The sequence below is a fragment of the Algibacter sp. 2305UL17-15 genome, from assembly GCF_040720935.1.
Lineage (GTDB): Bacteria > Bacteroidota > Bacteroidia > Flavobacteriales > Flavobacteriaceae > Jejuia.
Genome location: NZ_JBFDAE010000012.1, coordinates 73869 through 86530, shown reverse-complemented (window position 1 = coordinate 86530; position 12662 = coordinate 73869). Strand labels below are relative to the sequence as shown.

Genomic DNA, 12662 nt, shown 5'->3' with positions numbered 1-12662 from the left:
CAAAAGGGGGAGAACTATTACGGGGTGTGTTTTTTAGTTATACTTTGTTTTAAATGTTCTTTTTATTTGAATAAAGAAAATAGAATAGAGAAAAAAGAGGGGGTGTTTCTAACGATTCAATCCGTTTTGAAGTCCCATTGTCATTCTTTGAAATTCTTCTATTTTATCTTCAAGTATTTTTAAAATTTCATTATTTATATATTTTCTATGATGTGCAATTAACAATTGCGTTCCTAATTCAAAAGAAGAACCCAATGAAATATCTATATAATTGCTGAATGATTTATCAGTTTTAGCTGAACCTTCTGCTATATTACTCGGAACAGATATTGAACATCGACTTATTTGCGAGGATAAATCATAGCGTTCATGTTTTGGGAAATTGATTAATACATCAGAAATATTATTGGCAATTTCTAAACCTAGTTGCCAAATTTTAAGATTTTTATAATTATGACGCTTTTTGAAACTCATAGCTACACCTGTCTATTCTCTTTTTTCTCTTTTCTATCGTCTTATTTTAAAAACTCAAAAATCCCACAAGCACCTTGACCTGTACCAACGCACATGGTTACAGCACCATATTTACCTTTCATATCACGTTTTCGCATTTCGTCAAATAGTTGAACTGATAATTTTGATCCAGTACATCCTAAAGGGTGTCCTAAGGCAATAGCGCCCCCATTTACATTCACAATATCTGGATTCAATCCTAATTCTCTTATTACAGCTAAAGACTGGGATGCAAATGCTTCATTAAGTTCAATTAGCTCCAAATCGTTTTGTTTTAAACCCGCCAATTTCAAAGCTTTGGGAATTGCCTTTACAGGACCAATTCCCATAATGCGTGGTTCTACACCTGCTGCAGCATAATTTACTAATCTAGCTATAGGCTCCAAATTTAATTCCTTGACCATGTCTTCACTCATTACCATTACAAAAGCAGCACCATCACTCATTTGAGATGAATTTCCAGCAGTAACACTTCCGCCAGCGGCGAAAACAGGACGAAGTTTTGCTAAAGCTTCTAAACTTGTTCCAGCACGTGGTCCTTCATCTTTAGTGACAGTATAGGTTTTTGTGGCTTTTTTGCCGTTATCATCAATGTATATTTGTTCTACTTTAATCGGAACAATTTGATCTTGAAATCTGTTTTCTGCTTGTGCTTTTAAAGCTTTCATATGTGAATTATAGGCAAACTCATCTTGGTCTTCTCTCGAAACCTTAAATTCATTGGCTACAGCTTCTGCCGTATTTCCCATACCCCAGTAATATTCTTCATGTCCAGCTTTTACCGTATCGTAATTTAATTCTGGTTTAAAACCTGTCATTGGCACAGCACTCATACTTTCAGCGCCTCCAGCAATAATGCAATCTGCCATTCCTGCTTGAATTTTTGCCGTTGCAATGCCAATGGTTTCAATTCCCGAAGCACAAAAACGATTCACGGTTACACCCGGGACATCCACACTATCTAATCCGATTAAAGAAATAAATCGTGCCATATTTAATCCTTGCGCACCTTCCGGCATGGCGTTTCCAACAATAACGTCGTCTATACGCGAGGTGTCTAAATTTGGTAATTCTTTCATTAAATACTGAATGGTTTCTGCAGCTAATTCATCAGTACGTTTAAATCTGAAAAGGCCACGAGGTGCTTTACCTACTGCGGTTCTGTATGCTTTTACTATATATGCGGTCTTACTCATAGTTATAATTGTTGTTTTGAAAACTAGAGTCTAGAATCTAGAAGGCTAGAAAATAGACTTATTCTCTTTGTCTATATTTGTTTTTTCAGATTATAGAATCTAGATAGCTAGAAACTAGACTGATGCTTTTATTATTATTTCTTTGTTCAGGTTCTAATAGTCTAGACTCTAGAGTTTATTAATTAGTCTCCCAGATTATCTATAAATTTTCCTAACATTTTTTGAATTTGTAATACTTTATTTTTTAATTCGTCAAACTTATTTTTATTAAGATATTCTTCATTATATGAAACAATTAGTTGTGTTTCCCACTCAAAAGCTGAACCAAGACTGTTTTCAAGATATTTCTTAAAATGTCTATCAGTACTTTTACTAGAACCTTCAGAAATATTGGAAGGAATAGAAACAGCACATCTGTTCATTTGACTAATAAGATTATATCTTTCAAAATCTGGAAAAGTTCGAGTTAATTTATAGTTATCTCTTACAAGAGAAATTCCGTCTTGCCAAACTTTTAATTTTTTAAAATTATGTCGTCCCATTTATCAGTCTATTTTCTAGCGTCTAGTTGTCTAGCTGTCTAATTTCTAGTTGTCTAGCTGTCTAGTTTCTAGTTGTCTAGTTGTCTATTTTCTAGTTGTCTAGCTGTCTAATTTCTAGTTGTCTAGCTGTCTAATTTCTAAGCGGTTTCCCAGTCGTCAACATATGCTGAATGCGTTCCAAGGTTTTACGTTCTGTACAAAGCGAAAGGAAAGCTTCACGTTCTAAATCCAATAAATATTGCTCAGTTACTAATGTAGGTTCAGATAAATCTCCTCCAGCCATGACGTATGCAAGTTTGTTGGCAATTTTCATATCGTGTTCACTAATATAATTTGAGTCTTCCATAGCATCTGTACCAACTAAGAACATACCCAAAGCTTGTTTTCCAAGTACTTTTACGTCACTACGTTTTACAGGTTGTGTGTAACCGGCATCTGCCATAATTCTGGCGTGTGCCTTTGCAGTTGCAATTTGTCTATCTCTATTTACTACAACAACATCTTTTCCTTTTTGAAGAATACCTAAATCGAAGGCTTCGTAAGCAGAAGTTGACACTTTTGCCATACCGATAGTTAAGAAATATTCTTGGAGCACATTCAATTCTACGTCTCCTTTTCTAAACGTATCGGAAGCACGAAGTGCCATTTCTTTAGAACCAGCTCCTCCTGGGATTACACCAACTCCAAACTCCACTAAACCAATATATGTTTCGGCAGCAGCAATCACTTTATCGGCGTGCATAGATAATTCGCAAGCACCTCCAAGTGACATGGCGTGAGGGGCAGACACCGTTGGAATTGCCGAATAGCGCATGCGCATCATGGTGTCCTGAAAATATTTTACGGCAGCGTTTAACTCATCGTATTCCTGTTCTACAGCCATCATGAAGATCATACCAATATTTGCGCCGACTGAGAAGTTAGCACCTTGATTCCCGATGACTAATCCCTCGAAATCTTTTTCTGCGATATCGACGGCTTTATTCAGTCCTGCTAAAACATCGCCACCTATGGTATTCATTTTAGACTGAAATTCACAGTTTAAAATACCATCTCCTAAATCTTCAATAACAACACCTGAGTTCTTAAATACTTCATTCGATTTACGGATGTTGTCTAATATGATGAATGCATCTTGTCCTGGTACTTTTTGTTGTGTTTTTGAACCAATATCGTAATAACTAGTTGCTCCGTTTTTAACTGTATAGAATGATTTATTTCCGGAAGCTAACATCTCATTTACCCATGCCCCAGGTTCTAAACCTTCAGCTTTCATGAGTTCAATACCTTTTTCAACACCAATGGCATCCCAAATTTGAAATGGTCCATGCTCCCATCCAAATCCTGCTTTCATGGCATCATCTATTTTGTAGATTTCATCTGAAATTTCAGGAATACGATGCGTAACATAAGCGAATAATTGCGCAAATGTTTTTCTATAAAATTCGCCAGCTTTGTCTTTTCCAGACACTAAAATTTTAAAACGGTCGATAACTTTATCAACAGTTTTAGTCAGTTCTAAAGTTGCAAATTTTGCTTTCTTAGCGGAACGGTATTCTAAAGTCTTTAGGTCTAATGTTAAAATTTCTTTTTTACCATCTGTAACTTCTTTTTTGTAAAAACCTTGACCAGTCTTACTGCCATACCATTTGTTTTCAACCATGGTATTTATAAAATCCGGGAGTTTGAATAATTCCAGACGTTCATCATCTTTACAATTATCGGCAATGCCGTTTGCCACATGAACAAGTGTATCCAATCCAACAACATCAACCGTTCTAAAGGTTGCCGATTTTGGTCTGCCAATTACTGGTCCTGTGAGTTTATCAACTTCTTCTACAGTTAGATCCATTTCTTTTACCGCATGGAACAAACTCATAATGCTGAAAATTCCAATTCTGTTTCCAATAAATGCAGGCGTATCTTTAGCAATTACTGAAGTTTTGCCAAGATATTGTTCGCCATAGCTATTTAGGAATTCCAACACAGAAGCATCCGTTTTAGGCCCTGGAATGATTTCAAATAATTTTAAATACCTAGGAGGGTTAAAAAAGTGCGTACCGCAAAAATGCTTCTGAAAATCTTCACTTCTACCTTCGCTCATAAATTGAATTGGAATACCAGACGTATTACTCGTTATTAAAGTTCCGGGAGTTCTATGTTTTTCTAAGGTTTCAAACACTTTCTTTTTTATATCCAATCGTTCTATAACGACTTCAATAATCCAATCTACATCTTTAATTTTTGAAATATCATCTTCAAGATTTCCAGTCGTAATTCTACTCGCAAATTTTTGATGATAAATAGGAGAGGGCTTAGATTTTAAAGAGTTTTTGAGCGCATCATTTACCAAACGGTTTCTAACGGCTTTATCTTCTAAAGTTAATCCTTTTGCTTTTTCTGTTTCATTGAGTTCTCTTGGAATAATATCTAAAAGCAAAACTTCTAGACCAATATTTGCAAAATGACAAGCGATACCACTTCCCATAATACCCGAACCAATTACGGCAACTTTTTTTATAATACGTTTACCCATTTTATATTTTGCTGAGATTATTTATTGTTATAAATTTTTTTGTTACAAACCATATCATTTATGGTTTCAGCTACCTCGTAGAAATTGTTTATTTTTTCTTCAGGGATATGCTTTCTTATGGTTTCATTAAATGTTAAAACCTTTTGTTTTGATAAATCACGTTTTTCTCTTCCAAACTCCGTCAAATGAATTAAAACCCCTCTTCCATCTTCAGGATTAGGACGACGTTCGATTAATCCTCTTTGTTCCATTGTTTTTAAGATACGAGACAAGCTAGTAGCTTCCATTCCCATTTTAGGTCCCAAGGCTGTGGACGGTGTCCCATTTTCAGGGTCTATGTTAAGTAATGTGAAGCCTGTTGCCATGGTGCTGTCAAATTTTGATGCTTCCTCGTTATACATCTTGTTCACCGTTAGCCACGTTGTTCTTAAAACATAATCTATCGTCTTATCTTTCATTCTTGAGAGTTAGAATTCCCAAATATAGTAAAAATATACTATGCATGCATAATATTTTTTTAAAAAAATACACAAGCAATAGCATAAAAAAACCTCCTAGAATTTAAGAGGTTTAATGGTATGATATGTGTTAGGTGTTTATCCCATTTTACCGTTAACAAATCCTATTACAGCACCAATGATAGTACTCATTACTATTGATATACCAACGTCTAGAGCAGCTAACTGCATTGTTGCTTCAGTATGTAATGCCAAATTAAAAAAGTTGGCAAATAGGCCAATGAATATTCCTATAATTGCTCCTGCCTTTGCACCTGTAGCAGCAGTTGATATATGTGCCCATTGCGTAAAAATATAGGCTACGAATAGGCCGAAAGTTATACAGCCCAAAAATATGAATAACATAGCACTGGAACTTTCTTCTGGTTGAGGAAATGTGTCTATAAAAATAATGCCATAAAACAACCATCCAAGAAGGAAATCTACTATTCCGCCGACAATACCAGCACCTAAGAAATTTTTTGTTTTCATAATGTTAATTTAATTGGTTAGGCTTAAATGTACTAAAAAAAGATGTATTTTAAAATAACTACTTGGTTTTCAGTAGTTGTAAGTCGGAAAATGAAAACGTATTTTTGGGATTTAAGGTAAAATTATTTAGGTCTATAAATTTCTTCAATAAGATTGGAGTACATTTTTTTAATAACATCTCGCTTCATTTTAAGAGTAGGTGTGAGGTGGCCCCCATCAATGGACCAAATTTCAGGCGTCAGTTTAAATACTTTTATTTGTTCCCATTTGCCGAAATTTTTGTTGCATTTATTGACTTCTTCCTGAATTCTTGCTTGAACTATCTCAGAGTTGGCTATCTCTTCATATGAGGTTCCAATAGCATGGTTTTTATGAGCAATCCAATCTTTTACAAATTCAAAATTAGGTTGAATTAAGGCAGCTGGCATTTTTTCGCCTTCGCCAATGACCATGATTTGTTCTATAAATCGAGATTGCTTCAATTCGTTTTCAAGTAATGTTGGTACTATATATTTTCCGCCAGAGGTTTTAAACATTTCCTTTTTTCGGCCTGTAATTTTTAGGAAACCATCGGCATCAAGTTCTCCCTTATCTCCTGTGTGAAAATAATCACCGGTCATTACTTCTTTTGTTTTTTCTTCGTCCTTATAATAACCCATCATGATATTTGGACCTTTACAAAGAATCTCACCATCTTCAGCTATTTTAACTTCAACATTATCAAGTACTTTACCAACATAACCAATTTTCCAGCCTTTATTACGCGTATCACTTACCGTAACGCCTGGCGATGTTTCTGTAAGTCCGTAACATTCCATAATTGGCATATCCGCAGCACCAAATAGATGTCCTAATCTTGGTTGAAGTGCAGCACTACCCGAAGCCATAAAAACGATGTTGCCGCCCATAGCTTCTTGCCATTTACTGAAAATAAGTTTGCGGGCAATTGAGAGTTTAAACTCATACCACCAACCATTTTGTTTGTAAGGTTGAAATGTTGAGCCCAAATCTACAGCCCAAAAAAACAGCTTTCTCTTAATCCCAGTTAATTCTTCGGCCTTAGCCATAATTTTGTCATACACTTTTTCAATTAATCTAGGGACTACGGTGATAACATTTGGTTTTACTTCTTTTAAATTGTCGCCAATTTTATCTATGCCTTCTGCAAAATAAATGGATATACTACAATATTGACATACGTATAAAAACACCCGCTCAAAGATGTGGCATACAGGAAGGAAGCTAAGTGTTTTGTCATTTGGTTCTAAAGGAAATCTTTTTTCTACTGCAAAGACATTTGACACGATATTCCAATGTGAAAGCATTACGCCCTTTGGTTTTCCTGTTGTGCCCGATGTGTAAATTATAGTTGCTAAATCTGATGAATTTACGGCATCCTTTCTAGCATCAAGTTCCTTTTGGTTTGAGGTGTCCTTTCCTAATTCAAATAGTTCTGAGTAATTTTTACAACCTTTAATAGTGTCAAAAGAATACACCTCTTTTAATTTCGTTTTCGCTTTTATCTTGTTTATTTTTTCTAAAACTTCTTCATCTGAAACAAAACAATAAATAGCTTCACTATGATTTAAGATATATTCATAATCTTCAGCAGAAATAGTAGGGTAAATAGGGACACTTTGCGCTCCCGTTTGTAATAAACCAATATCAACAATATTCCATTCTGTTCTATTGGTTGAAGATATTATGGCGATTTTATCATCTTTCTTAATTCCCATTTTTAATAAAGCTCTGCTCAAAGCGTTGGCTTTATCAAGATATTCCTGGGTACTGGTAGCAACCCATTCGCCATCATATTTCGTTACTAACGAAGCTTCTAACGGCGCGTTGTTTAATTGATGATACGGAAAATCGAATAATCTTTTTACGTCTTTCATTTGCAATTTCAAATAGTTCTAGTATTGCAAAGTATGAAATTAAAAAGGATTTTCAAATAAGTAAGGAAATGGGTAAAGTAGCCATACCAGAAATAATGGTTCCTTTGTTTGGCGGAGTGAAAGAGTTTTAAGCTGAAGAAAAAAATATTAGGAAAACTGCTGATACCATTTTAAAGAAAGAAACGATAGTATTAAATATTTAGTTAGTACTATGGTTTAAGCTCCTAGAGCTGTTTTTAAATGAATACCCGCAATTAGTTAGACTATATCTTATATAATTAATTGAGTTATAATATTTTAAATATTTTTTACATAACACTATTATCTGATGTTAAATTATGTATATTTGGTTAACCAATTTGGTTATCCAATTTGGTTATCCAATTAATCTTAAATAATATTTAAATTCATGAAAAAAAATACAATCTTAAACTATTTAAGCATTCTTGCTGTATTATTTACAGCATCAATTTATGGGCAGACTGTTAATAACGAGACTGAATTAGACGCAGCTACTTCTTCGGCTTCTGCGGGTACAACCATAATTTTGGCAAACGGTACTTGGAACAATGCTACAATTAGTATACACAAAACGGGTACAGCGGCCATGCCAATAACTATTAAAGCCGAAACTCCCGGGAGTGTATTTTTTGAGGGCATCACTAATGTGAAAATGGGTGGCAGTTATATCTATTTTGAAGGCGTTGTGTTTCAAAATGCTTCTACTGCCATAAACCCAAATACACCTCTCATAGATTTTAAGTCTTCCAGCGATTGTAATAATTGCAAGGTTAGCAATGTGAAGGTTGATGCATTTAATCAAAGTACGGCTAATGAGGCCAATGTGTTTAAATGGATTTTGTTAAGAGGTGCCAACAACGAAATAAGTTATTGTTCATTTTTAGGTAAACATGGTGTTGGCAGCATCATTAATGATAATAGAAGTTCTACAATTCCTAATTATCACAAAATACACCATAATTATTTTGCAGATAGAACCCCGGTAGGCATAGTAAATAATTTAAATGATCAGGATGCCATTAGAATCGGAAGTAGTTCAACCTCCTTATCGGATTCATTTACAGAAGTTTATGAAAACTACTTTTACAATTTTGTTGGTGAAATAGAGGTGGTTTCTAACAAAAGTGGAAGTAATAAGTACTATAACAATACATTCGAAGATTATTCGGGTGCATTAACTTTGAGACATGGAAATAATTGTGAAGTTTATAATAATTTCTTTTTAGCAAATGGTCACTCATTTAGTGGAGGTGTTCGAATGATGGGTGAAAATCATAAAATTTACAATAATTATATTGAAGGCACGGTAGCTAAATACCCGAATAATTCGTCAACTAATGGTCTTGCTGGTATTAACATTCATAATGGGATATTAAATAGCCCCTTAAATGGATACTATCAAGTAAAAAATGCGACCATTGTAAATAACACCTTTGTAAATTGTGATTTAGGTGTTAGAGTAGGAGCTACATTTAGTTCTGGTACTCAAAATCAGCCGCCTCAAGATGTAGTAATTGGCAATAATATTATGTATGAAAACACTAATAAAGCGATTCAGGTAACCACGCAGCTTACAGGAACGTCTTCAAAATACGAGAATAATATCAAACAGAATGGTACGTTCGATTCTTTTGGGTCTGTAACAGCCACAGGAAATATCGATGTTAGTTCTGGGTTATTGGCTTCAGGTACTGATTTTTATAACATGGTAAACGGAAGTGCAGCTATAGATTATGGAGCAGGAAGCTATGCCTTTTTGACCGAAGATATTATTGGAGGAACTAGACCGGTTAATTTTGATGCGGGAGCGGAAGAGTTTAATAGTGGAGGAACTAGACTTCCTTATAAACAATCTGATGTAGGGGTTACAGTTGGTTTTGGGGGTAGTCCCGCATTGAGTGTTAATGATACTATTAAAATTGAAAACATACTTCGCATATATCCAATGCCTGTTCAGGGAGATTATTTAAATCTTTCCATAGAAAAACGAAATTTAGGATATGTTCAAATTATTGATATGTTAGGTCGAACGGTAATTAATAAGAATATTGATTCACCTAAAGGACAAATTGAAGTTAATACTCTAACTGCAGGGGCCTACATCTTAAAAGTTCAGAATATTTCTAAAATGATAATTTTTCAATAGCTAATTTTAATAGATTTTTTTATTTAAAAAGCCTCGCGAAATCATTGATTGTGCAGGCTTTTTTGATTCAAAAATATAACTTGTTCTCAATCTAAAGTCGAGCTTTCGCAAAAGCATCCAATGGTACATTGTTTAATTGATGATACGGAAAATCGAATGATCTTTTTACTTCTTTCATTTGCAATTTCGAATAGTTCTTGTATTGGGAAGTATGGAATAAATGGGATTTTCAAATAAGTATAAATAGGGAGGGGGACCTATCATTAAGATTTTATAAATAATAATTTTCACTCGATAACCATGATGTTTTCATCTTAAAATAAATAGTTTTTTAACTATAAATTGATAAAAGCGTATGGTTTTAGAGGTTTTCTTTTATTGAATTCAAAATTTTAATGCTTTTTATGATAAATATTTAAAAATCTCTTTTTTGGGGTTTACTGACAAATGTCATAATTTTTCAGAATTGTTGCATCTAACTTTGTACCATCAAAACAGACATAAATTTTACAAAATATTAAATAAAGAGATGGAAGTAAAACAATTTAAAGACGGAATTTGGACTAAGAAAGTCAATGTTAGAGATTTTGTACTCAATAACATGACACCTTACCATGGAGCACATGAGTTTTTGGTTGGACCAAGTGAAAAAACTCAAAAATTATGGGAAGTTTGTAAAGCGGCTACCAAAGAAGAGAGACAAAATAATGGTGTACGTTCTGTAGATACAGAAACCATTTCAACAGTTAGCTCGTTTGCTGCTGGGTATATTGATAAGGAAAATGAAGTTATCGTTGGTTTGCAAACCGATGAATTATTAAAAAGAGCTATGAAGCCTTTTGGAGGTTTTAAAGTGGTTCAAAAAGCATTAGAAGAACAAGGAGTAAAACCAAATGATGGTTTAACGGAGTTATTTTCTAAATATGTAAAAACTCATAATGATGGTGTTTTTGATGCTTATAATGCAGAAATTAGAAAGTTCCGTTCTTTAGGGTTTTTAACAGGATTGCCTGATAATTATGCTCGAGGTAGAATTATTGGAGATTACCGTCGTGTGGCGCTTTACGGAATTGATTTCTTAATTGAAGCCAAGAAAAAAGACTTGGCAAACATCAAAGGCCCTATGACTGAGGCCGTAATTCGTTTGCGTGAAGAAGTGTCTGAGCAAATTAGAGCTTTAAAAGATATTATTGCATTAGGTAACAACTATGATCTAGATTTAAGTCGTCCAGCAGAAACAGCTAGAGAAGCTGTTCAATGGACATATATGGGGTACTTAGCTGCTGTAAAAGAGCAAGATGGTGCTGCGATGTCTTTAGGTAATACATCGACATTTTTAGATATCTATATTCAGAATGATTTAGAAAAAGGTCTTATTACAGAAGAAGAAGCTCAAGAATTCATTGATCAGTTTGTGATGAAACTGAGAATGGTACGTCATTTAAGAATGAGTGCTTATGATGAAATATTTGCTGGAGATCCTACTTGGGTTACCGAAGCTATAGGTGGTATGTTTGAAGACGGAAGAACAAAAGTAACTAAAACATCGTTCCGTTTCTTAAATACATTATACAATTTAGGCCCTTCTCCAGAACCTAATATGACTATTCTTTGGTCAAAAGACTTACCAGAAAATTTTAAAAAATACTGTTCTAAAGTCGCTATCGATACCTCTTCAATTCAATTTGAAAATGATAATTTAATGAGAGCGCAACGTGGTTCTGATGATTACGGAATTGCTTGTTGTGTGTCTTACCAAGATTTAGGTAAATCCATTCAGTTTTTTGGAGCACGTACTAACTTGGCTAAAACATTATTATTAGCTATTAATGGTGGTCGTTGTGAAAACACAGGTAAACTAATGGTTAAAGGTATTGAACCTTGTACTTGTGAGGTTTTAGATTTTGATAAAGTCATGGCTAACTTTAAAATAGCAATGAAAGAAGTAGCAAGAGTTTATAATGATTCTATGAACATTATTCACTACATGCACGATAAATACTATTATGAAAAAGCTCAAATGGCTTTAATTGATACGAATCCAAGCATTAATATTGCTTACGGTATTGCAGGTTTATCTATTGTAGCCGATTCGCTTTCTGCTATCAAATATGCAACTGTAAAACCTATTAGAAATGAGGAAGGTTTGACTACTGATTTTAAAATTGAAGGTGAGTTTCCTTGCTTTGGTAATGACGAAGATGGCGTAGATGAATTAGCTGCAAAAGCGGTTGCTGATTTCAATGATGAGTTGAAAAAATTACCAGTATATAAAAATGCAGAACCAACAATGTCTGTATTAACAATTACATCAAACGTGTCTTATGGTAAGAAAACTGGGGCAACACCTGACGGTAGAAAAAGCGGCATTCCTTTCGCTCCTGGTGCAAACCCAATGCATGGTCGTGATTGTAATGGTGCCATAGCGTCATTAAATTCAGTTGCTAAAATTGAATATAAAGATTCGTTAGACGGTATTTCAAATACATTCTCAATAGTACCAAAATCATTAGGTGCTGATATTGACGAACGCATTGAAAACTTGGCAACAATTATAGATGGTTATTTTATCAAAAACGCACAGCATTTAAATGTAAATGTTTTGGATAAGGAAATGCTACTTGATGCTATGGAGCACCCAGAAGAGTATCCTCAATTAACCATTCGTGTATCTGGTTATGCTGTTAACTTTGTAAGATTAACAAAAGAACAGCAAATGGAAGTTATTACACGTTCTTTCCACGAATCTATGTAGTTTTTATTAATATTTTGAAAGCATCTGAAAAAGGAGTTTAGTTACTTCTTTTTCGGGTGCTTTTTTTAA

Annotated in this window: 9 protein-coding genes; 2 read left to right on the top strand and 7 right to left on the bottom strand. The window is 34.2% G+C overall.

The genetic code is table 11. The features are described from left to right. Positions 1-108 precede the first annotated feature (108 nt). The 7 genes from ABXQ82_RS13625 to ABXQ82_RS13595 all read right to left on the bottom strand — a co-directional run bounded on the left by ABXQ82_RS13625 (position 109) and on the right by ABXQ82_RS13595 (position 7671). A complete protein-coding gene (locus ABXQ82_RS13625) occupies positions 109-474 on the bottom strand; it encodes a four helix bundle protein (protein ID WP_367060673.1) in 366 nt (121 codons plus the stop codon). Positions 475-515: 41 nt separating this feature from the next. Further along, entirely contained in the window at positions 516-1709 is a 1194-nt protein-coding gene (locus ABXQ82_RS13620) for an acetyl-CoA C-acyltransferase (RefSeq protein ID WP_367060670.1), read from the bottom strand. A gap of 182 nt (positions 1710-1891) precedes the next feature. Beyond that, the gene (locus ABXQ82_RS13615; protein ID WP_367060668.1) at positions 1892-2251 is read right to left on the bottom strand and encodes a four helix bundle protein; all 360 of its coding nucleotides are present in this window, start codon (positions 2249-2251) and stop codon (positions 1892-1894) included. Between the two features lie 130 nt (positions 2252-2381). Further along, positions 2382-4787 carry a 3-hydroxyacyl-CoA dehydrogenase/enoyl-CoA hydratase family protein gene (locus ABXQ82_RS13610; RefSeq protein ID WP_367060665.1) on the bottom strand — a complete coding sequence of 802 codons (2406 nt, stop codon included), beginning with the start codon at positions 4785-4787 and terminating at the stop codon, positions 2382-2384. Positions 4788-4804: 17 nt separating this feature from the next. Beyond that, entirely contained in the window at positions 4805-5245 is a 441-nt protein-coding gene (locus tag ABXQ82_RS13605; RefSeq protein ID WP_367060662.1) for a MarR family transcriptional regulator, read from the bottom strand. A 138-nt stretch (positions 5246-5383) separates the two neighbouring features. Continuing rightward, positions 5384-5776, bottom strand: coding sequence for a DUF1761 family protein (locus ABXQ82_RS13600; RefSeq protein ID WP_367060660.1), 393 nt, complete (start codon positions 5774-5776; stop codon positions 5384-5386). Between the two features lie 122 nt (positions 5777-5898). Further along, complete coding sequence (locus ABXQ82_RS13595) at positions 5899-7671, bottom strand: AMP-dependent synthetase/ligase (protein ID WP_367060657.1); 1773 nt, start codon at positions 7669-7671, stop codon at positions 5899-5901. A gap of 409 nt (positions 7672-8080) precedes the next feature. Between ABXQ82_RS13595 and ABXQ82_RS13590 the strand changes: the two genes are divergently transcribed. After that, a complete protein-coding gene (locus ABXQ82_RS13590) occupies positions 8081-9838 on the top strand; it encodes a chondroitinase-B domain-containing protein (protein WP_367060655.1) in 1758 nt (585 codons plus the stop codon). 529 nt (positions 9839-10367) lie between these two features. Continuing rightward, positions 10368-12593, top strand: coding sequence for a formate C-acetyltransferase (gene pflB / locus ABXQ82_RS13585; RefSeq protein ID WP_367060653.1), 2226 nt, complete (start codon positions 10368-10370; stop codon positions 12591-12593). Positions 12594-12662 lie beyond the last annotated feature (69 nt).

Excerpts from the sequence above, each read along its gene's own strand:
- ABXQ82_RS13605 (WP_367060662.1), bottom strand. The coding sequence starts at position 5,245 with ATGAAAGATAAGACGATAGATTATGTTTTAAGAACAACGTGGCTAACG.
- ABXQ82_RS13590 (WP_367060655.1), top strand. The coding sequence starts at position 8,081 with ATGAAAAAAAATACAATCTTAAACTATTTAAGCATTCTTGCTGTATTA.
- ABXQ82_RS13610 (WP_367060665.1), bottom strand. The coding sequence starts at position 4,787 with ATGGGTAAACGTATTATAAAAAAAGTTGCCGTAATTGGTTCGGGTATT.
- ABXQ82_RS13625 (WP_367060673.1), bottom strand. The coding sequence starts at position 474 with ATGAGTTTCAAAAAGCGTCATAATTATAAAAATCTTAAAATTTGGCAA.
- pflB (WP_367060653.1), top strand. The coding sequence starts at position 10,368 with ATGGAAGTAAAACAATTTAAAGACGGAATTTGGACTAAGAAAGTCAAT.
- ABXQ82_RS13615 (WP_367060668.1), bottom strand. The coding sequence starts at position 2,251 with ATGGGACGACATAATTTTAAAAAATTAAAAGTTTGGCAAGACGGAATT.
- ABXQ82_RS13620 (WP_367060670.1), bottom strand. The coding sequence starts at position 1,709 with ATGAGTAAGACCGCATATATAGTAAAAGCATACAGAACCGCAGTAGGT.
- ABXQ82_RS13600 (WP_367060660.1), bottom strand. The coding sequence starts at position 5,776 with ATGAAAACAAAAAATTTCTTAGGTGCTGGTATTGTCGGCGGAATAGTA.
- ABXQ82_RS13595 (WP_367060657.1), bottom strand. The coding sequence starts at position 7,671 with ATGAAAGACGTAAAAAGATTATTCGATTTTCCGTATCATCAATTAAAC.